Below are 23,137 nucleotides of genomic sequence, written 5' to 3' on the forward strand. Positions count from 1 at the left end.
TCATTTATTGTCCGAAGACATTAAGAATCCATGTCACTTTGAGTGCCCACACAGATTGTCTGATAAATTGTTAAAGAGCAGTGCCGCTTCGCTTTTCGCAGCGGCGCGGGGTGTGCATATTACGCCTTCCCGCTTCAGAGTCAAGCGTTTATTTTCGCTTTTCTCTGCTGACCCGGCGGCGTGTGTGCCGTTGTTCCGTGTCAGTGGAGGCGCATTATAGGGAGTAATTACGAAGCTGCAAGGATAAAGTGAAAATTATTTACTGACTGCTCACTTTCCAGGCAAAGCACCTCCCAGACCTCAATTTTTGCCTGGTTTTTAAACAAAAACGAGCCGCAAGCGGCTCGTTTTTGAGTTTTGTGATTTACTGCACTGCCACAATGCGATCGTCGTTGGCTTCGAGACGGATAACTTTGCCAGGAATCAGCTCCCCGGAAAGGATTTGCTGCGCCAGCGGGTTTTCGATCTGCTGCTGGATAGCTCGTTTCAATGGACGAGCCCCGTACACCGGGTCGTAACCATTCTCGCTCAGCAGCTTCAGCGCCTCGTCCGAGATGTGGATTTCATATCCACGCTCTTCCAGACGTTTATAAAGACGCTGCAGCTGAATCTGCGCAATCGACGCGATGTGTTTCTCACCCAGAGGATGGAAGACCACGACTTCATCAATACGGTTGATGAACTCCGGACGGAAGCTATGGCTGACCACACCGAGTACCAGATCCTTCATATGGCCGTAATCCAGTTCACCGAAGCGTTCCTGAATCAAATCGGAACCCAGGTTCGACGTCATAATCACTACTGTATTACGGAAATCGACCGTTCTCCCCTGCCCGTCGGTCAGTCGACCATCATCCAGCACCTGCAGCAGAATGTTGAACACATCCGGGTGTGCTTTTTCCACTTCATCCAGCAGGATGACGGAGTAAGGACGGCGGCGAACCGCTTCTGTCAGGTAGCCCCCTTCTTCATAACCGACATATCCCGGAGGCGCACCAACCAGACGCGAGACGGAGTGTTTCTCCATAAACTCGGACATATCGATACGCACCATCGCGTCGTCGCTGTCGAACATAAAGTTAGCCAGCGCTTTACACAGCTCGGTTTTACCGACACCGGTTGGCCCCAGGAACAGGAACGAACCGATTGGACGATTAGGATCGGAAAGCCCTGCACGGCTACGACGAATAGCGTTGGAAACAGCCTCAACCGCCTCGTTTTGCCCAATCACGCGATTGTGGAGATCCTGCTCCATGCGCAGCAGTTTCTCACGCTCGCCTTCCAGCATGCGTGCCACTGGAATACCGGTCCAGCGCGCCAGCACTTCAGCAATTTCTGCATCCGTCACTTTATTACGTAACAAGCGCATCGTTTTGCCTTCGGACTGCGTCGCAATCTCAAGCTGTTTCTCCAGCTCAGGAATTTTGCCGTACTGTAGTTCAGACATACGCGCCAGGTCACCGACGCGACGCGCCTGCTCAATGGCAATTTTTGCCTGTTCCAGCTCTGCTTTGATCGTCTGGGTACCAGAAAGGGACGCTTTCTCCGCTTTCCACTCTTCTTCTAACTCAGAGTACTGACGTTCTTTATCGTCCAGCTCTTCGTTCAGCATATCCAGGCGTTTCTTACTGGCTTCATCAGACTCTTTCTTCAACGCCTGCTGTTCCAGCTTGAGCTGAATAATACGGCGGTCAAGACGGTCCAGCTCTTCCGGTTTCGAGTCAATCTGCATACGAATGCTAGATGCCGCTTCGTCGATCAGGTCAATCGCTTTGTCCGGCAACTGACGGTCAGCAATATAACGATGTGAAAGCGTCGCTGCGGCCACGATTGCCGGGTCCGTAATCTGCACATGGTGGTGCAGCTCATAGCGCTCTTTCAGGCCACGCAGGATGGCGATGGTATCTTCAACGCTTGGCTCAGCAACAAACACTTTCTGGAAACGACGTTCCAGCGCAGCATCTTTCTCAATGTACTGACGGTACTCATCCAGAGTAGTTGCACCAACGCAGTGAAGTTCACCACGCGCCAGCGCAGGTTTCAGCATGTTCCCGGCATCCATTGCGCCGTCGGCTTTACCTGCACCTACCATGGTGTGCAACTCGTCGATAAACAGAATAACGTTGCCTTCCTGTTTCGCCAGGTCGTTAAGCACGCCTTTGAGACGCTCTTCGAACTCGCCACGGTATTTCGCACCGGCCACCAGCGCGCCCATATCCAGCGCCAGCACGCGGCGGCCTTTCAGGCCCTCCGGCACTTCGCCGTTGACAATACGCTGCGCCAGCCCTTCAACAATGGCGGTCTTACCAACACCCGGTTCACCAATCAGCACCGGGTTGTTCTTGGTACGACGTTGCAGTACCTGGATAGTACGGCGAATTTCTTCGTCACGGCCGATCACCGGGTCAAGTTTGCCCTGTTCAGCACGCTCGGTCAGATCGACCGTAAATTTCTTCAAAGCCTGACGTTGGTCTTCGGCTCCCTGATCGTTCACGCTTTCACCTCCGCGCATTTTCTCAATCGCCTGAGTCACATTGGCGGTGGTTGCACCGGCAGATTTCAGCAGGTCGGTTAAGGTACCGCGTGATTCAAGCGCCGCCAGAACAAAAAGCTCTGACGATATAAAGTTGTCACCACGTTTTTGCGCCAGCTTGTCGCAAAGGTTCAGCACGCGCACCAGATCCTGAGACGGTTGAACATCACCACCGGTACCTTCTACCTGCGGTAAACGGCTCAGCGCCTGATCGATGGCGGTGCGTAACTGGCCAGCATTAATGCCAGCGGACGTTAATAAAGGACGTACCGATCCCCCTTCCTGATTCAGCAAGGCGCTCATTAAATGAAGAGGTTCGATAAATTGGTTGTCGTGCCCCAGTGCGAGAGACTGGGCATCGGCGAGAGCAAGCTGGAATTTATTAGTAAGACGATCCAGACGCATAACTCCTCCCATTACAGGTCAAATTTGCTACTGGAGATTAAATGAGGTCATCCCTCAATTATTCAAGGTTAATGACCTGAATTATGTGAAAAGAAAACGGCACGTGCCGGATCGTCTTGATTCTTTAGGTTATATCAGCCAAATGAAACTTGCCATACGACCCGTCGTCTTGTCGCGGCGATAAGAGAAAAAATCACCCTTTTCGGTGAAGGTACAGCGATCGCCGCCGAAGATCTGCGTTACGCCCACGTTATTCAGGCGCTGACGAGCGAGCGTGTAGATATCGGCCAGATATTTACCCCCTGAAGGCAGGAAGGCTTCCACTGCTTGCGGATCTTTTTCCATAAAGGCTTCGCGGACCTCTGGGCCCACTTCAAATGCGCGAGGACCAATGGCCGGGCCGAGCCAGGCGATGATATTGTCTGGCTCATCGTTAAAGCAGGCGACAGTCTCTTCCAGCACACCTTCACACAGACCACGCCAGCCCGCATGAGCTGCCGCGACTTCAGTGCCCGCACGGTTACAGAACAGAACCGGCAGGCAGTCAGCGGTCATCACGGCGCACACCGTTCCTGGCGTGTTGCTGTAGGAGGCATCGGCACGCTTAGATGCATAGGGTTCCCCCGACAGCATCAACACATCCTTGCCGTGAACCTGCTCAAGCCAGACTGGTTTAGACGGTAACTTGCCCGCAGCAAACAGACGTTTACGGTTTTCTTCAACGTGTTCCAGGTTGTCACCACAGTGAGCGCCGAGGTTCAACGACTCCCACGCACCCTGGCTCACACCGCCGATTCGGGTCGAACTGCAGGCAGCCACGCCTTCAGGCAGCGGCCACTCCGGAACAATCAGTTTGGTCATAACCAGTCCACTTGATCCTTATGTTCTTCGAAATCTGCACGCATGGCGTCAATAAGGTCCACCATATCCTGAGGGATAGGCGCGTGCCACTCCATCTGAATACCGGTGATAGGGTGATAAAGACGCAGCATGGTCGCGTGCAGCGCCTGACGATCGAATTTGCGCAATACGCTGATGAACTCATCCGACGCGCCTTTAGGCGGACGCGGACGACCGCCGTAGACCTGATCCCCCACCAGCGGATGGGTAATGTGGGCCATATGCACGCGGATCTGGTGAGTACGCCCGGTTTCCAGACGCAGACGCAGGCGCGTATGAATACGGAAGTGTTCCATAATGCGATAGTGTGTCACCGCCGGTTTACCCATCGGATGCACCGACATATGGGTACGTTTGGTTGGGTGACGGCTGATTGGCTCTTCCACCGTTCCGCCAGAGGTCATATGCCCAATGGCTACCGCTTCATACTCGCGGGTGATTTCGCGCAGCTGCAGCGATTCCACCAGACGGGTCTGAGCAGGAACGGTCTTCGCCACCACCATCAAACCGGTAGTGTCTTTATCCAGACGGTGCACGATGCCCGCGCGCGGGACATCCACGATCGGCGGATAGTAATGGAGAAGTGCGTTAAGTACCGTACCGTCAGGATTTCCTGCGCCCGGATGAACAACCAGGTCGCGCGGCTTGTTGATCACCAGAATGTCATCATCTTCATAGACGATGTCCAGTGGGATATCCTGCGGCTCGAAGCGGATTTCCTCTTCGATTTCAGCATTGATGGCGACAGCTTCCCCACCTAACACTTTCTCTTTTGGTTTGTCCCAGATCTTGCCGTTTACCATCACGCGCTGGTCAAGGATCCATTCTTTTATGCGTGAACGCGAATAATCAGGGAACAATTCGGCCAAAGCCTGATCTAAGCGTTGACCGAGCTGATTTTCGGAGACTGTTGCGGTGAGTTCTACTCGTTGTGCCATAAACTGCTTCTTCGTTTAACGTTGGGTTTTACGGCTTTGCCGTTTAATATAGTGTGCTATTGTAGCTGGTCTTAATCGGGAGCAGGAACAGAGTTTCTCCCGGACAAACATTTGAGGAAAGTCAAAACGTCATGACGCGCATGAAATATCTGGTGGCAGCGGCCACGTTGAGCCTGGCTTTGGTGGGCTGCTCCGGTTCAAATGAACAGGTCCCTGACAATCCGCCGAATGAAATCTATGCGACTGCACAACAAAAGTTGCAGGACGGTAACTGGAAACAGGCGATAACGCAACTGGAAGCGTTGGATAATCGCTATCCATTTGGTCCCTATTCACAGCAGGTACAGTTAGATCTTATCTACGCGTACTACAAAAATGCCGATCTTCCGCTGGCTCAGGCCACCATCGATCGCTTCATGCGTCTGAACCCAACTCATCCTAACATCGATTATGTCATGTATATGCGCGGACTGACCAACATGGCGTTGGATGACAGTGCGCTGCAGGGCTTCTTCGGCGTGGATCGTTCTGACCGTGACCCGCAGCACGCACGTGATGCCTTCAATGACTTCTCCAAGCTGGTGCGCGGCTACCCGAACAGTCAGTACATTACCGATGCCACCAAGCGTCTGGTGTTCCTGAAAGATCGTCTGGCGAAATATGAATACTCCGTAGCTGAGTACTACACCCGCCGTGGCGCTTGGGTTGCCGTGGTTAACCGTGTTGAAGGTATGCTGCGTGACTACCCGGACACTCAGGCAACGCGCGATGGCCTGAAGCTGATGGAAAATGCCTATCGTCAGATGCAGATGACTTCGCAGGCTGAAAAGGTCGCGAAAATCATCGCCGCGAACAGCAGCATCACCTGACAGAAGCATCAATGCAAATCGGCAGCCTCAGGGCTGCCGATTTTTTATTCATTTCTGTCACCCGCTGAAGCGCTTTAGCCTCAACACATCCCGTCAACTATGGCCCCAATTTTTGTCTTCGACAAGGTAAATCTCACCTCTTCCTGCCCTGCCTCACAAAAAAGATTCCCTGACAAAAAGCGACAAAATAACGTGATATAAATCACACATTTTGACATTAGGTCGGGTATGCTGGAATCACCAAGACGGAAAGACAAGAGGTAAAATTTATGACAATGAACATTACCAGTAAACAAATGGAAATTACTCCGGCAATCCGCCAGCACGTCGCAGACCGTCTCGCCAAACTGGATAAATGGCAAACTCATTTGATTAATCCACATATCATCCTGTCCAAGGAGCCGCAGGGTTTCATCGCTGACGCAACTATCAATACTCCAAACGGCCATCTGGTCGCCAGCGCAAAACACGAGGATATGTACACCGCTATTAACGATTTGATCAACAAGCTGGAACGGCAGCTCAATAAAGTGCAACACAAAGGTGAAGCCCGTCGCGCCGCAACATCGGTGAAAGACGCCAGCTTCGCGGAAGAAGTTGAAGAAGAGTAATCCTTTAAATTGAGTGTACCGCCAACGCGCCTTCGGGCGCGTTTTTTGTTTTTTATTGACAGGGTGAAAACAGTACGGGTACTTTAACGGTATCAATTTCAGGATGACTTTATGAAACTTACGCCGTTCTTCTTCGCATTCTTTTTTACCTTCCCCTGACTGGGAGGCGTTTCGTCGTGTGATAAAGAATGCGAAGACGAACAACAAGGCCTCCCACAGCGGGAGGCCTTTTTTATTGATAACGATAAAACGAGACAGGCAACACTATGACACCGGAAAACCCGTTACTGGATCTGCGCGTAAAAATCAGCGCGCTGGACGAGAAATTACTGGCGCTGTTGGCCGAACGCCGCGCCCTCGCCGTCGAGGTGGGTAAAGCCAAGCTGGACTCTCACCGCCCCGTGCGCGATATCGACCGCGAGCGCGATTTACTGGAACGGTTGATTCAGCTCGGCAAAGCGCATCATCTTGATGCCCACTACATCACCCGTCTGTTCCAGCTCATCATCGAAGATTCCGTTCTGACCCAGCAAGCGTTGCTCCAGCAGCATCTGAACAAAACCAACCCGCACTCTGCACGCGTCGCGTTCCTCGGTCCAAAAGGCTCCTACTCCCACCTGGCTGCGCGCCAGTACGCAGCCCGCCATTTCGAAGAGTTCATTGAGAGCGGCTGTGCGAAGTTTGCTGATATTTTCAATCAGGTAGAAACCGGCCAGGCGGATTACGCCGTGGTGCCTATTGAGAACACCAGTTCCGGCGCCATTAATGATGTCTACGATCTGCTCCAGCACACCAGCCTGTCGCTGGTTGGCGAGCTGACAATCCCAATCGACCACTGCGTGCTGGTCTCCGGCTCAACCGACCTGAGCAAGATCGAAACGGTTTACAGCCATCCTCAACCGTTCCAACAGTGCAGCCAGTTCCTGAACCGCTATCCGAACTGGAAAATTGAGTACACCGAAAGCACCTCGGCGGCGATGGAAAAAGTGGCGCAGGCTAACTCTCCAACCGTCGCCGCGCTCGGCAGCGAAGCGGGTGGCGCGCTGTATGGCCTGCAGGTGCTTGAACGCAATCTGGCAAACCAGACGCAAAACATCACCCGTTTCGTGGTGCTGGCGCGTAAAGCTATTGATGTCTCGGATCAGGTTCCGGCAAAAACGACCCTGCTTATGGCTACCGGCCAGCAGGCAGGCGCACTGGTTGAAGCGCTGTTGGTACTGCGTAATCACAATCTGATCATGACAAAGCTGGAATCACGTCCGATCCACGGTAATCCGTGGGAAGAGATGTTCTACCTCGATATCCAGGCCAACCTGGAATCTGCATCCATGCAGAAAGCCCTGCGCGAACTCGGCGAGATCACGCGCTCCATGAAAGTGCTGGGCTGCTATCCGAGCGAGAACGTGGTCCCGGTTGACCCGGCTTAATGTTCAATAAATCGACTTTTCTTCATCCCTGCCACGCTGGCGGGCAGGGTGAAGATGGCACCGGAGAGGGGGTACTTCGCCACCTCTTCCGCATCCATATTTTCCCGCGTGGTGGTAATAAACAGCGTTTTCATGTCATCACCGCCAAAACAGACCATCGTCGGGCAACGTACCGGCATGCGGTATTCTTCAAGTTGCTCCCCTTGCGGTGAAAAACGGGCAATACGCCAGCCGTCAAACAGCGCGCTCCAGTAGCAGCCTTCTTCATCCATAGCCGCACCGTCGGGTATGCCTTCCCCCTCGTTAAACCGGCGAAACGCCTCGCGCTTGCCGGGTTCGCCCTGCTCATCAAGCGGCGTACGGTAGATCACGCCGTTTGGCGTGTCTGAGGTAAACATCCACTGCTTGTCCGGACTAAACGCTAAGCCGTTATGCCCGTGAATATCACACTGGATCACTTTCGGCGTCAGGTCGTTATCGATACGCATCAGCATGGCACCGTTATAATCTCCCGGGCCCCAGAAGGTGCCTGCATAGAACCGTCCCAGATGGTCGGTACCCCCGTCGTTAAAACGAGCAAGCTGCGGGTTGGACGGGTTATCGCACACCTTGCGCCGGAGCAGACCATGTTTATCGGTCAGCCAGATCCCCGTACGCATCGCCACAATAAACCCGCCACGCTCGCGCAGCGCGAAACAGCCCACCTCTTCGTGAAAAGAGAGCACAGTGTGTTCTGCCGTGGGCAGATGATAACGATGGATCTCCCCTTCCAGAATATCCGCCCAGTAGAGTGCATTCTCTTCCGCACTCCACGTCGGGCACTCTGGCAAATGTCCGGTGTAATTCAACAGCAGCTGCGGTTCAGCCATGACAGATCCCCAAAATGAAAAAAGCCAGCAATGCTGGCTTTCAGTATATACATCATCGCATTACTGGCGACTGTCATTTGCCTGACGCAACAGCGTGCGGCTTTCACTCTGGAAACGCGTGGCGTAATCGCCGAACCAGTGCTCTACCTTACGGAAGCTGTCGATAAACGCCTGCTTGTCTCCGTGCTCCAGCAGCGTAATAGCTTCGCCAAAGCGCTGATAGTAGCGCTTGATCAGCGCCAGGTTGTTTTCGGAGGACATAATAATGTCCGCGTAAAGCTGTGGATCCTGAGCAAACAGGCGCCCGACCATCGCCAGTTCCAGACGATAGATAGGTGAAGAGAGCGCCAGCAGTTGTTCAAGCTGCACGTTCTCTTCCGCCAGATGCAGACCATAGGCAAAGGTTGCAAAGTGGCGCAGCGCCTGAATGAAGGCCATGTTCTGGTCGTGCTCAACCGCGCTAATGCGGTGCAGTCGCGCGCCCCACACCTGAATTTGTTCCAGGAACCACTGGTATGCTTCCGGCTGACGCCCATCACAGTAGACGACTACCTGCTTCGCCAGGCTGCCACTGTCCGGGCCAAACATCGGGTGCAGACCCAGTACCGGGCCCGTATGCGCAGCCAGCATTGCCTGCAGCGGACCATTTTTGACGGAAGCCAGATCCACCAGAATGCAATCATCCGGTAAAGGAGGAAGCTTCCCGATGATCTGCTCCGTCACGTGGATCGGGACGCTGACAATAACCATTCCGGCATCTTTCATGAGTTCCGGGGCATGCTCCCAGTCCTCTTTTTCCAGAATGCGTACCTGGTAGCCAGAAAGCGTCAGCATTTTTTCAAACAGACGGCCCATCTGACCGCCGCCGCCGACAATCACTACCGGGCGCAGCGAAGGACAAAGGGTTTTGAAGCCTTTGTCATTTTCACTGGAGTAAGATTCGCGCATCACGCGGCGCAGGACATCTTCAATTAAATCCGGAGAAACGCCCAGCGCCTGAGCCTCTTTACGGCGGGAGGCGAGCATAGAGGCTTCGCGTTCCGGGACGTAAATCGGCAGGCCGTATTTGCTTTTGACCTCACCGACTTCAGCAACCAGCGCCATGCGGCGCGCCAGCAGGTCCAGCAGCGCCTTATCCACTTCATCAATTTGATCGCGTAATGCGGTCAATTCAGCAACCATAACTACCCTCTTAAGCCAGACGCGTCGCCAGCTGGCCGTTCAAATCTTTGTGGATCTCACGCAGCAGCGCATCGGTGGTTTCCCAGCTGATGCAGGCATCCGTAACGGAGACGCCATGCTTCATTGCGCTACGCGGTTGTTCCGATGACTGATTGCCTTCATGAATGTTGCTCTCAATCATCAGACCGATAATGGAACGGTTGCCATCTTTAATCTGTGCGATCACCGATTCCGCAACCGCAGGCTGGCGACGGTAATCTTTATTCGAATTACCATGACTGCAATCTACCATCAGCGCCGGGCGCAGTCCTGCCTGTTCCATCTCTTTTTCACACTGCGCGACATCAGCCGGACTGTAGTTTGGCGCTTTACCGCCGCGCAGGATCACATGGCCATCGGGGTTGCCCTGGGTTTGCAGCAGGCACACCTGGCCCGCCTGGTTGATACCGACAAAACGGTGCGGCATTGCGGCAGCACGCATCGCGTTAATCGCCGTCGCCAGACTGCCATCAGTACCGTTTTTAAAACCGACCGGCATCGACAGGCCAGACGCCATCTCGCGGTGGGTTTGTGATTCCGTGGTACGCGCACCAATCGCAGACCAGCTGAACAGATCGCCCAGGTACTGCGGGCTGTTCGGATCCAGCGCTTCGGTAGCCAGCGGCAGCCCCATGCTCACCAGTTCCACCAGCAGGCGACGCGCAATTTTCAGTCCTGCTTCCACATCAAACGAGCCATCCATGTGCGGATCGTTAATCAACCCTTTCCAGCCCACGGTAGTACGTGGCTTCTCAAAATAGACGCGCATCACGAGATAGAGGCTATCGCTGACCTCCTCCGCTAATGCTTTAAATCGACGAGCGTACTCAATGGCGGTTTCAGGATCGTGAATGGAGCAAGGACCGCAAACCACCAGCAGGCGCGGATCGCGGCCAGCGATGATGTCAGAAATGGTCTGGCGCGAGTGCTCGATTTGAGCCTCCTGCGCAATGCTCAGCGGAAATTCCGCTTTAAGCTGATCCGGAGTGATTAATACCTGTTCGTCAGTGATATGTACGTTATTCAGCGCGTCTTTTTGCATGATGGCGATCCTGTCAAGCTCGTTTGCGATAGTTGGTTTTCCTCTAAGAGGTGAAACCACCATACCATAAAAAGTAAACATTTCAATCCAAAATACGTACACATTAGTTTACACAAGCCAATTTATTGCAAAAATCAGCCGATAAAAACGTAAACTTTAAATTACAGACAGATTTTCATTAGCCAGGCTATGCTGAAGAAAAAGGAGAATGGCTATGCGTTCAATTGCTCTTACGCTGTTGTCACTGTTCTTATCAGGTTGCCAGATCAATCCTTACACCTTCCAGCCTGACTGGACCAGCCCGAGTTGGTTTGATGCAGGTAAAGAAGACGCCATGAATGGCCTGCCGGTTAAAGATAATCAAACCCTGGCCGATAGTTTTAACGACCCCCATGTCGATCGGAGTGAATATCTCCGGGGTTATACTGACGGTCAGAAGAAAGTGTGTGAAGAGGGTTTTATTCACGCATGGGGATTAGCAGGTAAATCTTTTCCTGCCAGTTGTGATACTGCCGAAAATGCAGCAAAGCTGCATGAGTCATGGCAAAAAGGGATGGATGAAAGTATGAGTACCAGCAGACTTAATTGAGTCTGGCTTTTAATGTCCAAATATAAGCAATTGTAGGATTTAGCTTAAGTCTGGCCTGCGATTTTTCTGACATAATGACGGCGTTGATAAACAATGGTATTCTGCCAACAACTCTTAAGGACAACTATTTCCAGAGCAGTGTGGCGGAATCTGGTGAGAAATTTATTCTTGATCTCTTTGTTCCGATTCACTCTGGTGATAATGCTGTTCTTTACGGCAGGTTCAGCGACGGCAGCTCCGTTCACAGATACCGATAAATCGGTACGTTCGATTGTTTCCGGTATTGTGAGCTATACCCGATGGCCTTCACTCTCAGGGCAGCCTAAGCTCTGTATTTATGCTTCATCTCACTATACGCAAGTACTCAGCAGTGAAGATGCGCAAAGCCAGTTACCTTATACTCCTGTCATTGTACGTAACGATCGGGAAGCACTCTCCGCGACGTGCGATGCTATTTATTTCGGGGCTGAATCGCCTGCAAAACAACTTGAATTAATTAGTCAATATCAGGGCCGAGCGTTGCTATTAATCTCAGAGCAAAATCCTGAATGTGTTATTGGCAGTGCATTTTGCCTGATAACAGAACAGAACCAGGTCAGATTTTCCGTCAATCTGGATGCATTGACGCGCAGTGGCGTGCGCGTCAATCCAGATGTATTAATGCTTGCACGGAATAAAAAGCATGAATAAGGATTTCGCCTCTACACCGCGTCCGACGTTTAAAAGAACGTTGCGCCGGATCAGCATGATAAGCGTCATCATTACAATGACATTTATATGGTTGTTGCTGTGTTTCGCTTCGGTGGTGACATTAAAGCAATACGCGCAAAAGAATCTCGAACTCACCGGCTCAACCATGAGTCACAGCCTTGAAGCCTCATTGGTTTTCAATGATTCACTCGCGGCCAATGAAACACTTGCTGCCCTTGGAAAACAGGGGCAATTTGCCGTGGCGGAAGTTCTCAATGCCCACCAAAAACGTTTCGCTTACTGGTCATGGGATCCGGAAGATAACACCGACACCCTGGGTGCGCTGGTCAGCCGCTGGCTGTTTCCTGTCCCTGTAGCACAACCGATCGTGCATAACGGCACGGTGATTGGCGAAATTCGCCTTACCGCACGAGACAGCCTTATCAGCCACTTTATCTGGCTGTCGTTTGCTGTCCTGACCGGCTGCATTCTGTTTGCATCTGCCGTTGCGCTCACCATTACACGTTCCCTGCATCACGGTATGGTGACGGAGATGCAGAATATTACCGACGTCGTCCATGACGTGCGCGCCAACCGTAATTTCTCCCGTCGGGTGACGGAAGGCCGTATTGAAGAATTCCATCAGTTTGGCGAAGACTTCAACAGCCTGCTGGATGAGATGGAAGAGTGGCAGCTAAAGCTTCAGGCCAAGAATGCCCAGTTACTACGTACTGCCATGCACGACCCCTTAACCGGGCTGGCTAACCGCGCCGCGTTTCGTAATAGCATTGCGGCACTGATGAACGATTCATCGGCAAAGGCAAACTCTGCCCTGCTTTTCCTCGATGGGGATAACTTCAAGTTTATCAACGATACCTGGGGACATGCGGCAGGTGACGGCGTGCTGATTGAAGTCGCCAGCAGGATGGTTGAGTTTGGTGATAAACGTCATCAGTCATACCGCCTCGGCGGCGACGAGTTCGCTATGGTGCTGTACGGCGTCCATTCTGAGCGTGAAGTTCAACATATTTGCGCTGCGCTTTCGCAGCAGTTTATCCGTCCGTTTGATCTGCATAACGGGCAAACTGCATCATTGTCACTCAGCATTGGCTTCGCTCTGGCGTGGGAAAATGCCTCCGTGGAAGCATTACTGGAGCAAGCCGACCGCAATATGTACCTGGTCAAGAATCAGCGTACAAAAACAATAACTTAGAAAGGAATGTACTATGTTAAAGCGATATATCGCGCCCTTGTTACTCGGATCGCTGGCCCTGGCAGGCTGCCAGACACCGCCAGGTAAATTTACACCAGAACAAGTTGCGGCGATGAAGTCTTACGGCTTTAACGAACTGAATGGCGACTGGTCCCTGGGGCTGTCGGATAAAATCCTATTTGATAAAAATGATGCAAGACTGCGCCCGGAGAGCGAAACACAGATCCAGACCATGGCCTCGCGTCTGGCGGCAACCGGCCTGAACCACGCACGGATGGACGGTCACACGGATAATTATGGTGAGGATAGCTATAACGAAGCGCTCTCGTTAAAACGCGCCAATGCCGTTGCAGACACCTGGGCAAAGGGTGCGAATATCCCACGCAGTAACCTCACTACGCGGGGATTAGGCAAAAAATATCCCGTTGCCAGCAACAGCACCTCGCAAGGGCGCGCTGAAAACCGCCGGGTCGCGGTAGTCATCAGCACGCCATAAGGTTATTTAACGGAGGATCCGGCGAGCGACACGCCTGACGCCGCTCGCCAGCGTAGCCAGTCGACAAATATAAACAAGGCCAGACTAACGCCCATCACCGGCAACGCCAGTCCCAGCAGAGCACTAACTACTATCGTGACCACCCTCCCCCAGAATGACAGCGCCAGCCAGCTCTGACAAAGCGTCCGCACCGGGTTCGCAGCTGACCTCGCCGGACGACGCATCCACCACATTCGGTATCCCCAGATAATGAGCACGCAAAGGGCAAGTCCGAACGCAACGAGCAGCAGCTGATTCACCAGCCCGAATAAGATCCCCATATGGAAATCCACGCCCCAGCGGGTCAGTTTTGCCATTAACGGGAAATCTTCAAAGCGGGTTCTGTCCATGACCTGCATCGTATTGGGATCAACCGCAACGGCATCAACCTGCGTTGGCCAGCCGCGATCGATTTCCGTTACCGTCCAGGCTCGATCGGACGTACTGGCGGGGCGGATCTCAAGCTTGTTAGCATCAATTCCTGCCTTTCGCGCAGCACTCAGCACGCCATCAAACTGCGTCAGATCCATCGCCATCTCCGGCACGATCATTCCCCCATGATGGCCGCGATGTTCGGCGTGTTCGTCCATGACCATGGGCGTACCGGAGAGCATTGTATTGACCTGCGGCGTCAGCCAGTTCATCTCAGTACGCAGCTTATCAACGTTCCCCCCCGCCCACTGGGACCAGGTCAGCCCGGTTGCTGAGAATAACAACATTCCGCCCAGCAGCGTCCAGCCTAACGCCACATGCACTCGACGCCGGTTCTGAAAGGAGTTGTTAATGCGCCGTTTGGGTCGGGTATAAAACCACAGCGCAATGCCGCCGAGCGCAGCGACCCACATCCACGAGGCCGCCAGCTCGCTGTAGAGCCGCCCAACATCGCCCAGCATCAGCGACGTATGCAGATAATCAATGGTCTGACGCAGCGGTAAAATTCCGCTGGTGCCGTATACCGTCATATCCCCCAGCACCGCCAGGCTTATCGGATCGACAAAGATAGCCCGATGTTCCGACGGACCAAGCGACGGGTCAGCAAACATCACGCGGGTGGTTTCACCTTCAGCCAGCCCCGGACGAAAGGCGTGCAAACGCAGATCTGATCCAACGGTTTTTTCCGCCACGGCAATTTGTTCCGCCAGCGGCTGCAACTCGCCCACGGAATTCGTGTGGAGCGCGTGCCGGTAGAGCGCATTCTCCAGCTGCGGGGTTGCCACATACAGCGTACCGGTCAGCGCGGCGAAGAAGATAAACGGGCCGACAAACAGCCCGACGTAGAAATGAAGGCGACGCAGCAGGTTTCCCCATGCCGCGCGCGGCGTGCAGGTAGTCATACTTTTCCTTTTTAAGGCAGTAAGTTATCGGTTTAGTTTTAAAGGGAAAAAGCAGACTGCCGCGGCGGCGCGCGGGTATCAGGGTAAAGCCAGGGGAAAAAGTGCCAGTGGCTGACCGCCTGGCGCGGCGGCTTAACGCGCAGCCTTTGCAGCACCGCGCTGAGCAGGACGATCAGCGCCAGCATCACGCCAGGAACATGCGCTAACAGCACGCAGTAGCCGCAGGCCTCCGCATGGTCAACAGGCATGGAATGCTGCATACCGCCGTGATGGTCATCCATCGACATCATGCTCATATCATGATGCATGCCCGGCATGGAGCTCATGGGATCTTTTTGCAGCGAGACAGAGATAAGCGGCGCGACCACGATCAGCAGGATCGCAAACAGCGCGGTCAATGCCGCTGCACGTTTCCCATTATGCTGATGCAGTACGTTACCCACTTACCCTCCGGTGAAGAGGCAAGCATTGTAAATGATTTATGTCGAAAGAGTTAATGCGTGAGATGCGATTACAAAAAAAAGGGCCAGCCTTTCGGCCAGCCCTTTCTAACAGGATGTCGCTTAAGCGAATCTTAGTTCAGACGCTCTTTAATACGAGCAGACTTACCAGTACGCTCACGCAGGTAGTACAGTTTAGCTTTACGTACAGCACCACGACGTTTAACAGCAATGCTGTCAACTACCGGAGAGTGAGTCTGGAAGACACGCTCAACGCCTTCGCCGTTGGAAATTTTACGAACAGTGAATGCAGAGTGCAGACCGCGGTTACGAATAGCGATAACCACGCCCTCGAATGCCTGCAGACGTTTTTTGGAACCTTCAACAACCCATACTTTCACTTCCACGGTGTCACCTGGACGGAAGGAAGGTACGTCCTGCTTCATCTGCTCTTGTTCAAGTTGCTTAATAATGTTGCTCATAATTTAATCTCTTATCCTGGGTAAACTGATATTCGGGAGCGTATTACGCATTCCCATCATGTTCATGCTGCTGGTGCGCGTGTTCAGTTTTGAACTCGGCTAGCAGCTTTGCTTGCTCTTCAGTCAGAGCCAGGTTTTCCAGAAGTTCAGGTCTTCTAAGCCAGGTTCGGCCCAGCGACTGCTTCAAACGCCAGCGACGTATCTCGGCATGGTTTCCAGACAGTAACACTGCCGGGACGTCCATCCCTTCTAACACTTCAGGACGAGTATAGTGTGGACAGTCCAGCAATCCATCGGCAAAGGAATCTTCCGTTGCCGAAGCTTCATGGCCCAGTACCCCCGGAATAAACCGGGCGACGGAGTCAATCAGCGTCATTGCGGGTAACTCACCACCGCTGAGAACGTAATCGCCGATAGACCATTCTTCGTCAATCTCGGTTTGAATTACGCGCTCATCTATCCCTTCGTAGCGACCACAGACCAGAATCAGCTTTTGATTCGTCGCCAGTTCGCTCACGCCCGCTTGATCAAGCTTGCGTCCCTGAGGTGACAGATAAATCACCTTTGCGCCTTCACCTGCCGCGGCTTTTGCTGTGTGAATGGCGTCCCGTAAGGGTTGCACCATCATTAACATCCCCGGTCCGCCGCCGTAAGGACGATCGTCCACGGTACGGTGCCGGTCATGAGTGAAGTCACGAGGACTCCAGCTCTGGATGCTCAGCAGGCCATTCTTTACTGCCCGGCCAGTTACCCCGTAATCAGTAATCGCGCGGAACATTTCAGGAAACAGGCTAATTATGCCAATCCACATAGCGCCGTCTTTTACCGTTTATCCGGAGAATTTAAAAACCAGGATCCCAATCTACTTCAATGGTTTGAGTAGTGAGATCGACTTTCTTGATAACCTGTCCATCGAGGAACGGAACCAACCGCTCCTTGATGCCAAATGCATCTTTCAGGTTTGCCTTAATGACGAGAACGTCATTTGACCCGGTTTCCATCATATCGATGACTTTCCCCAGGCTGTAGCCTTCGGTAGTGACTACCTGGCAACCCATAAGGTCTTTCCAGTAGTAGTCGCCCTCTTCCAGCTGTGGCAACTGCGACGAATCCACGACAATTTCACAATTAGTCAGGGCATTCGCGGCATCACGATCGTCAACGCCTTTCAGCTTGATGATGATGTCCTGATTGTGGTGACGCCAGCTTTCCAGCTCGACCTCTTCCCACTTACCGCCTTTCTGGATAAACCAGGGCTGGTAATTAAAAATGCTATCAGCGTCTTCAGTGGAGGAAAACACTCTGAGCCAACCACGGATACCGTAGCAAGAACCCATTTTTCCCAATACGATCGGTTCAACAGGTGCTTTATTGCTCATCATGACCACCGTGACAGATTAAGCTGCTTTGTTTGCTGCTTTGATCAGCGTAGCAACGCGATCGGAAACAGTAGCGCCCTGGCCAACCCAGTGAGCGATACGATCCAGATCCAGACGAGTTTCTTCTTCTGCGCCAGCGGCCAGTGGGTTGAAGAAACCAACGCGCTCGATGAAGCGACCGTTGCGTGCATTACGGCTGTCAGTCACAACAACCTGGTAGAACGGACGCTTTTTAGCGCCGTGACGAGCTAAACGAATAGTAACCATAACATCCTCTTGTGTGAATAAAACAACCGGGCCCCATCGAGGAACGGAGCCCGGGTGTCATATTAAAAGCCCGAAAATTTTACTCATTTTCGGGCAAAAAGCAATCTCAAAAGCGATTAACGCCCTGGAAAACCGGGTGGCATCATGCCTTTCATGCCGCGCATCATCTTCGCCATGCCGCCTTTCTTCATTTTCTTCATCATGCGCTGCATGTCGTCGAACTGTTTCAGAAGGCGGTTTACGTCCTGCACCTGCATGCCGCAACCGGCCGCGATACGGCGTTTACGGGAACCTTTGATGATTTCTGGCTTCGCACGCTCTTTCAGCGTCATCGAGTTAATGATCGCCTCCATACGCACCAGCACTTTGTCATCCATCTGGGATTTTACGTTGTCAGGGATCTGACCCATGCCCGGCAGTTTGCCCATCAGGCTGGCCATGCCGCCCATGTTTTTCATCTGACGCAGCTGCTCAAGGAAGTCGGTGAGATCGAAACCGTCACCTTTTTTCAGCTTGCTGGCCAGCTTCTCGGCCTGCGCGCGGTCAACCTTGCTCTCGATATCTTCGATCAGCGACAGCACGTCGCCCATGCCGAGAATTCGGGAAGCAATGCGGTCCGGATGGAACGGCTCCAGCGCTTCGGTTTTCTCACCGACGCCGAGGAACTTGATTGGCTTACCGGTGATATGACGAATGGAGAGCGCCGCACCGCCGCGGGCGTCGCCGTCCACTTTGGTCAGCACCACGCCGGTTAACGGCAGCGCTTCGTTAAACGCTTTCGCGGTATTCGCCGCATCCTGACCGGTCATGGCGTCAACAACAAACAGGGTCTCTACCGGGTTGATAGAGGCATGCACCTGCTTGATCTCGTCCATCATCGCTTCGTCGACGTGCAGACGACCGGCGGTATCCACCAGCAGCACGTCGTAGAATTTCAGCTTCGCTTCTTTCAGCGCCGCGTTAACGATGTCGACAGGCTTCTGCGCCACGTCCGACGGGAAGAAATCCACGCCAACCTGCTCTGCCAGCGTTTCCAGCTGTTTGATCGCCGCCGGGCGATAGACGTCCGCAGACACCACCAGCACTTTTTTCTTGTGCTTTTCGCGCAGGAATTTACCCAGCTTACCAACGCTGGTCGTTTTACCCGCACCCTGCAGGCCCGCCATCAGCACCACGGCCGGAGGCTGAGCGGCCAGGTTAAGCACCTGGTTCTCTTCGCCCATCGCCGAAACCAGCTCGTTACGTACGATTTTGACGAATTCCTGACCCGGAGTCAGGCTCTTGTTAACTTCATGTCCAACCGCTTTTTCTTTTACGCGGTTGATAAAATCACGCACGACCGGTAACGCAACGTCTGCTTCGAGCAGCGCCATGCGCACTTCGCGCAGCGTTTCCTTGATATTCTCTTCGGTGAGGCGTCCGCGGCCGCTGATGTTGCGCAGCGTGCGCGACAAACGATCGGTTAAATTATCAAACATTGTCTCTCGCCTGGGGTAGAAACGTTGGGTCGCGTAAGCGACACATACACAGAATTTTGCCGGAGTATAACATGAAGGCAGCTTTGTTGTTATGCAACGGTTGGAGCACGCGTCACGTAACGTTATACTGCTTATCTTTCTTATTAAGACAACTGTCGACGCCTATATGCCTGTTTTCGCACTGATCGCCCTTGTTGCCTACTCTGTCAGCCTCGCGCTGATCATTCCCGGCCTGCTGCAAAAAAACAGCGGCTGGCGGCGCATGGCTGTTCTTTCGGCGGTAATAGCACTGATAAGCCATGCTTTTGCACTGGAATCTCGCATTATTCCTGGCGACGGCAGCGTGCAAAACCTGAGCGTATTGAATGTCGGCTCACTGGTCAGCCTGATGATTTGTACGGTGATGACCATTGTTGCGTCCAAAAACCGCGGCTGGCTTCTGCTGCCGATTGTTTATGCCTTCGCGCTGATCAATCTGGCGTTAGCCACGTTTATGCCCAATGAGTTCATTACCCATCTGGAAGCGACGCCGGGGATGCTGGTGCATATCGGCCTGTCGCTGTTTGCCTACGCGACGCTGATTATTGCGGCGCTTTACGCCATGCAACTTGCCTGGATTGATTACCAGTTGAAGAACAAAAAGCTGGCCTTCAATCACGAAATGCCGCCCCTGATGGTCATTGAGCGTAAGATGTTCCATATCACCCAGGTCGGCGTGGTGCTGCTGACACTCACGCTCTGCACCGGTCTGTTTTACATGAAAAACCTGTTCAGCGTAGAGAATATCGATAAAGCGGTGCTCTCTATCATCGCGTGGTTTGTCTATATTGTCCTGTTATGGGGCCATTATCACGAAGGCTGGCGCGGTCGTCGCGTAGTCTGGTTCAACGTCGCGGGCGCGGGCATTCTTACCCTTGCCTATTTTGGAAGTCGCTTCATACAGCAATTTGCTGGCTAAGTAACAAAGGAGTTCCCCCTGGAACACATCTCCACCACCACGCTGATCGTCACCCTGATCATCATGGTGGTCATCTCCGCCTATTTCTCAGGCTCGGAAACCGGCATGATGACGCTCAACCGCTATCGGTTACGCCATCGCGCCAAACAGGGTAACCGTGCCGCCCGCCGTGTCGAAAAGCTGCTGCGTAAACCGGATCGCCTGATTAGCCTTGTGCTTATCGGTAATAACCTCGTCAACATTCTCGCCTCGGCACTGGGCACCATCGTCGGGATGCGCCTGTATGGCAACGCTGGCGTCGCGATTGCCACCGGGGTACTGACGTTTGTCGTGCTGGTGTTTGCTGAAGTACTGCCCAAAACCATTGCCGCGCTTTACCCGGAGAAGGTTGCCTACCCGAGCAGCTTCCTGCTGGCACCGCTGTTGATCCTGATGATGCCGCTGGTCTGGCTGCTGAATATGGTGACTCGCCTGCTGATGCGCATGGTCGGCATCAAAGCGGACGTCACCATCAGCAGCGCGCTCAGCAAAGACGAGTTGCGCACCATCGTGAACGAATCCCGCTCGCAGATCTCCCGGCGCAATCAGGACATGCTGTTGTCGGTACTGGATCTGGAAAAAGTCAGCGTGGACGACATCATGGTGCCGCGTAACGAGATCGTTGGGATTGATATCAACGACGACTGGAAAGCCATCGTCCGACAGCTGACGCACTCCCCACACGGGCGCATCGTGCTGTATCGCGATTCTCTGGATGATGCCATCAGCATGCTGCGCGTGCGTGAGGCGTATCGTCTGATGACCGAGAAAAAAGAGTTCACTAAAGAGGTGATGCTGCGCGCCGCAGATGAAATTTACTACGTGCCAGAAGGGACACCGCTCAGCATACAGCTGGTGAAGTTCCAGCGTAACAAGAAGAAAGTCGGTCTGGTAGTTGATGAGTACGGCGATATTCAGGGATTAGTGACGGTCGAAGATATTCTGGAAGAGATTGTCGGCGACTTTACCACATCCATGTCGCCTTCCCTTGCCGAAGAAGTCACCCCGCAAAATGACGGCTCGGTGCTGATCGACGGCAGTGCCAACATCCGTGAACTCAATAAAGCTTTCAACTGGCATTTACCGGAAGATGAAGCGCGCACCGTAAATGGAATGATTCTGGAAGCGCTGGAAGAGATCCCGGCAGCAGGAACGCGTGTGCGTATTGAACAGTATGATATTGATATCCTGGACGTGCAGGACAATATGATTAAGCAGGTGAAAGTCCTGCCCGTTAAGCCTCTACGCGAAAGTATTGCCGAATAAATGTAGGCCGGGTAAGGCGAACGCCGCCACCCGGCACTACAGGCAGCACGTTACGCTTTCGCTTTCGCCACGGTCACCATTGCCGCGCGAATGGTACGGCCATTCAGGGTATAACCTTTCTGCATCACACCCAACACCTTACCGGCTTCAATCTCTTCAGATTCCACCATGGCGATCGCCTGGTGTACGTTCGGATCCAGCGGTACATTGGTATCGGCAATCACTTCCACGCCAAACTTACGCACCACGTCCAGCATCGACTTCAACGTCAGCTCGATACCTTCGATCATTGCCGCGTTATCCGGATTCGCTTTGTCTGCCACTTCCAGCGCACGATCCAGGCTATCGATGACCGGCAGCAGTTCATTGACGAATTTTTCCAGCGCAAATTTGTGCGCTTTCTCAACGTCCAGCTCGGTACGACGACGCAGGTTTTCCATTTCCGCTTTGATACGCAGCACGCCATCGCGTTCGCGATTTTGCGCTTCTACCAGCTGGGCTTCCAGGTTGGCAATTTTTTCATCGCGCGGGTCCACCTGCTCAGCAGACGCTTCTGGCTCTACAGCCTCAACTTCATCGTGCTGTTCCGTGATAATTTCTTCAGGGGCTTGCCCCTCAGGCGTTTTCTGTTCTTTACTACTCATGAATTTCTCCGCGTTTTTCTGCATTCATCTCGCTAACTTCGCTTATTATGGGGATCAGTTTCCGGGATTCAAGGGAACAAGACAGATTGTCATCATTCATCAGGCACAAGGACCTCCAGAAAATGAATAATCATTTCAGGTGTATTGGGATCGTCGGGCATCCGCGTCACCCTACCGCATTAACGACACATGAAATGTTGTATCGCTGGCTGTGTGGCAAAGGCTATGAAGTGATGGTCGAACAGCAGATTGCTCAGGAGCTGCAGCTGAAGGGCGTTAAAACCGGCACGCTGGCAGAAATTGGTCAGCAGGCGGATCTCGCCGTGGTGGTGGGCGGCGACGGCAACATGCTTGGCGCAGCCCGCACGCTGGCACGTTATGATATTAAGGTCATCGGCATCAACCGTGGCAATCTCGGTTTTTTAACCGATCTCGACCCGGATAACGCCCAGCAACAGCTGGCTGACGTGCTGGAAGGGCACTACATCAGCGAAAAACGCTTTTTACTGGAAGCGCAGGTGTGCCAGCAGGACTGCCAGAAGCGCATCAGCACCGCGATCAACGAGGTGGTTCTCCATCCCGGTAAAGTGGCGCACATGATTGAGTTCGAAGTGTATATCGACGAAATCTTTGCCTTTTCGCAGCGCTCTGACGGGCTGATTATCTCAACGCCGACGGGCTCTACCGCCTACTCGCTTTCCGCTGGTGGCCCAATCCTGACGCCATCACTGGATGCCATCACCCTGGTGCCGATGTTCCCGCACACGCTCTCCGCCCGCCCGCTGGTTATCAACGGCGACAGCACGATTCGTCTGCGCTTCTCACACCGCCGTAATGACCTGGAGATCAGCTGTGACAGCCAGATAGCGCTACCGATCCAGGAAGGTGAAGATGTCCTCATTCGTCGATGTGATTACCATCTGAATCTGATTCATCCGAAAGATTACAGCTATTTCAACACATTAAGCTCGAAGCTCGGCTGGTCAAAAAAATTGTTCTGATTTTGCA

General features: G+C 53.1%; 26 protein-coding genes and 1 other annotated feature. Of the genes, 12 read left to right on the forward strand and 14 right to left on the reverse strand.

The window, feature by feature from the left end:
- Positions 1-220 (forward strand): hypothetical protein (locus AC2T6E_RS14780; RefSeq protein WP_486692336.1); only part of this gene is annotated, 220 nt, incomplete at its 5' end.
- Between the two features lie 144 nt (positions 221-364).
- Here the strand turns inward: AC2T6E_RS14780 and clpB are convergent.
- From clpB to rluD, 3 genes are all read right to left on the reverse strand, one after another.
- A complete protein-coding gene (gene clpB / locus AC2T6E_RS14785; RefSeq protein WP_089600687.1) occupies positions 365-2,938 on the reverse strand; it encodes an ATP-dependent chaperone ClpB in 2,574 nt (857 codons plus the stop codon).
- Between the two features lie 129 nt (positions 2,939-3,067).
- Positions 3,068-3,799: a purine nucleoside phosphorylase YfiH gene (gene yfiH, locus AC2T6E_RS14790; protein WP_108416521.1), complete on the reverse strand. Its 732-nt coding sequence runs from the start codon at positions 3,797-3,799 to the stop codon at positions 3,068-3,070.
- Positions 3,796-4,776 carry a 23S rRNA pseudouridine(1911/1915/1917) synthase RluD gene (gene rluD / locus AC2T6E_RS14795; RefSeq protein WP_486692340.1) on the reverse strand — a complete coding sequence of 327 codons (981 nt, stop codon included), beginning with the start codon at positions 4,774-4,776 and terminating at the stop codon, positions 3,796-3,798. Before rluD ends, yfiH begins: the two co-directional genes overlap by 4 nt.
- Positions 4,777-4,907: 131 nt before the next feature.
- Between rluD and bamD the strand changes: the two genes are divergently transcribed.
- From bamD to pheA, 4 genes are all read left to right on the forward strand, one after another.
- A complete protein-coding gene (gene bamD, locus AC2T6E_RS14800) occupies positions 4,908-5,645 on the forward strand; it encodes an outer membrane protein assembly factor BamD (RefSeq protein ID WP_486692342.1) in 738 nt (245 codons plus the stop codon).
- A 269-nt stretch (positions 5,646-5,914) separates the two neighbouring features.
- Positions 5,915-6,256, forward strand: a complete 342-nt coding sequence (gene raiA, locus AC2T6E_RS14805; RefSeq protein WP_003863162.1) for a ribosome-associated translation inhibitor RaiA — start codon at positions 5,915-5,917, stop codon at positions 6,254-6,256.
- A gap of 110 nt (positions 6,257-6,366) precedes the next feature.
- Positions 6,367-6,492, forward strand: a sequence feature (Phe leader region).
- Positions 6,368-6,415, forward strand: coding sequence for a pheA operon leader peptide PheL (gene pheL / locus AC2T6E_RS14810; RefSeq protein WP_100249759.1), 48 nt, complete (start codon positions 6,368-6,370; stop codon positions 6,413-6,415). It overlaps the preceding feature by 48 nt.
- 30 nt (positions 6,493-6,522) lie before the next feature.
- Positions 6,523-7,683: a bifunctional chorismate mutase/prephenate dehydratase gene (gene pheA, locus AC2T6E_RS14815; RefSeq protein WP_010434130.1), complete on the forward strand. Its 1,161-nt coding sequence runs from the start codon at positions 6,523-6,525 to the stop codon at positions 7,681-7,683.
- On the opposite strand, the gene AC2T6E_RS14820 is transcribed toward pheA, so the two are convergent.
- The 3 genes from AC2T6E_RS14820 to aroF are packed head-to-tail and all read right to left on the reverse strand — an operon-like array spanning position 7,680 to position 10,815.
- Positions 7,680-8,552, reverse strand: coding sequence for an SMP-30/gluconolactonase/LRE family protein (locus AC2T6E_RS14820; RefSeq protein ID WP_108416520.1), 873 nt, complete (start codon positions 8,550-8,552; stop codon positions 7,680-7,682). The two genes, pheA and AC2T6E_RS14820, sit on opposite strands and share 4 nt — an antisense overlap.
- A 60-nt stretch (positions 8,553-8,612) precedes the next feature.
- Positions 8,613-9,734 carry a bifunctional chorismate mutase/prephenate dehydrogenase gene (gene tyrA / locus AC2T6E_RS14825; protein ID WP_120159269.1) on the reverse strand — a complete coding sequence of 374 codons (1,122 nt, stop codon included), beginning with the start codon at positions 9,732-9,734 and terminating at the stop codon, positions 8,613-8,615.
- 10 nt (positions 9,735-9,744) lie between these two features.
- Positions 9,745-10,815, reverse strand: a complete 1,071-nt coding sequence (aroF, locus tag AC2T6E_RS14830) for a 3-deoxy-7-phosphoheptulonate synthase AroF (protein WP_010434135.1) — start codon at positions 10,813-10,815, stop codon at positions 9,745-9,747.
- Positions 10,816-11,029: 214 nt separating this feature from the next.
- Between aroF and AC2T6E_RS14835 the strand changes: the two genes are divergently transcribed.
- The 4 genes from AC2T6E_RS14835 to AC2T6E_RS14850 all read left to right on the forward strand — a co-directional run bounded on the left by AC2T6E_RS14835 (position 11,030) and on the right by AC2T6E_RS14850 (position 13,803).
- Positions 11,030-11,404, forward strand: coding sequence for a DUF2799 domain-containing protein (locus tag AC2T6E_RS14835; RefSeq protein ID WP_089600696.1), 375 nt, complete (start codon positions 11,030-11,032; stop codon positions 11,402-11,404).
- A gap of 153 nt (positions 11,405-11,557) precedes the next feature.
- Positions 11,558-12,094, forward strand: a complete 537-nt coding sequence (yfiR, locus tag AC2T6E_RS14840) for a regulatory sequestration protein YfiR (protein ID WP_182401177.1) — start codon at positions 11,558-11,560, stop codon at positions 12,092-12,094.
- The gene (dgcN, locus tag AC2T6E_RS14845; RefSeq protein ID WP_148400952.1) at positions 12,087-13,307 is read left to right on the forward strand and encodes a diguanylate cyclase DgcN/YfiN; all 1,221 of its coding nucleotides are present in this window, start codon (positions 12,087-12,089) and stop codon (positions 13,305-13,307) included. The genes yfiR and dgcN overlap by 8 nt, the downstream gene beginning before the upstream one ends.
- 13 nt (positions 13,308-13,320) lie before the next feature.
- On the forward strand, positions 13,321-13,803 hold the full coding sequence (locus AC2T6E_RS14850) for an OmpA family protein (protein ID WP_108416517.1): 483 nt from the start codon (positions 13,321-13,323) through the stop codon (positions 13,801-13,803).
- Between the two features lie 2 nt (positions 13,804-13,805).
- Here AC2T6E_RS14850 and AC2T6E_RS14855 read toward each other — a convergent pair whose 3' ends face one another.
- The 7 genes from AC2T6E_RS14855 to ffh all read right to left on the reverse strand — a co-directional run bounded on the left by AC2T6E_RS14855 (position 13,806) and on the right by ffh (position 19,222).
- On the reverse strand, positions 13,806-15,176 hold the full coding sequence (locus AC2T6E_RS14855; protein WP_486692347.1) for a PepSY-associated TM helix domain-containing protein: 1,371 nt from the start codon (positions 15,174-15,176) through the stop codon (positions 13,806-13,808).
- Positions 15,177-15,214: 38 nt separating this feature from the next.
- Positions 15,215-15,619, reverse strand: a complete 405-nt coding sequence (locus AC2T6E_RS14860; RefSeq protein WP_486692349.1) for a DUF2946 domain-containing protein — start codon at positions 15,617-15,619, stop codon at positions 15,215-15,217.
- Between the two features lie 131 nt (positions 15,620-15,750).
- On the reverse strand, positions 15,751-16,098 hold the full coding sequence (rplS, locus tag AC2T6E_RS14865) for a 50S ribosomal protein L19 (RefSeq protein WP_002914145.1): 348 nt from the start codon (positions 16,096-16,098) through the stop codon (positions 15,751-15,753).
- Between the two features lie 43 nt (positions 16,099-16,141).
- Positions 16,142-16,909, reverse strand: coding sequence for a tRNA (guanosine(37)-N1)-methyltransferase TrmD (trmD, locus tag AC2T6E_RS14870; protein ID WP_010434154.1), 768 nt, complete (start codon positions 16,907-16,909; stop codon positions 16,142-16,144).
- A 31-nt stretch (positions 16,910-16,940) separates the two neighbouring features.
- The gene (gene rimM, locus AC2T6E_RS14875; protein WP_021241995.1) at positions 16,941-17,480 is read right to left on the reverse strand and encodes a ribosome maturation factor RimM; all 540 of its coding nucleotides are present in this window, start codon (positions 17,478-17,480) and stop codon (positions 16,941-16,943) included.
- 15 nt (positions 17,481-17,495) lie between these two features.
- Complete coding sequence (rpsP, locus tag AC2T6E_RS14880) at positions 17,496-17,744, reverse strand: 30S ribosomal protein S16 (protein WP_003863133.1); 249 nt, start codon at positions 17,742-17,744, stop codon at positions 17,496-17,498.
- Positions 17,745-17,860: 116 nt separating this feature from the next.
- Entirely contained in the window at positions 17,861-19,222 is a 1,362-nt protein-coding gene (ffh, locus tag AC2T6E_RS14885) for a signal recognition particle protein (RefSeq protein WP_003863132.1), read from the reverse strand.
- Between the two features lie 166 nt (positions 19,223-19,388).
- On the opposite strand from ffh, the gene AC2T6E_RS14890 reads away from it, so the two are divergent.
- Both AC2T6E_RS14890 and AC2T6E_RS14895 read left to right on the forward strand, forming a co-directional pair.
- On the forward strand, positions 19,389-20,180 hold the full coding sequence (locus tag AC2T6E_RS14890) for a cytochrome C assembly family protein (RefSeq protein ID WP_041951454.1): 792 nt from the start codon (positions 19,389-19,391) through the stop codon (positions 20,178-20,180).
- Positions 20,181-20,198: 18 nt separating this feature from the next.
- On the forward strand, positions 20,199-21,485 hold the full coding sequence (locus AC2T6E_RS14895; RefSeq protein ID WP_089600713.1) for an HlyC/CorC family transporter: 1,287 nt from the start codon (positions 20,199-20,201) through the stop codon (positions 21,483-21,485).
- A gap of 50 nt (positions 21,486-21,535) precedes the next feature.
- Here AC2T6E_RS14895 and grpE read toward each other — a convergent pair whose 3' ends face one another.
- Positions 21,536-22,129 carry a nucleotide exchange factor GrpE gene (gene grpE / locus AC2T6E_RS14900; RefSeq protein ID WP_139157916.1) on the reverse strand — a complete coding sequence of 198 codons (594 nt, stop codon included), beginning with the start codon at positions 22,127-22,129 and terminating at the stop codon, positions 21,536-21,538.
- Positions 22,130-22,251: 122 nt separating this feature from the next.
- Here grpE and nadK point away from each other — a divergent pair, with 122 nt between their 5' ends.
- Positions 22,252-23,130 carry an NAD(+) kinase gene (gene nadK / locus AC2T6E_RS14905; protein WP_042717523.1) on the forward strand — a complete coding sequence of 293 codons (879 nt, stop codon included), beginning with the start codon at positions 22,252-22,254 and terminating at the stop codon, positions 23,128-23,130.
- Positions 23,131-23,137 lie beyond the last annotated feature (7 nt).

The organism is Enterobacter sp. B79-1, from assembly GCF_057444735.1.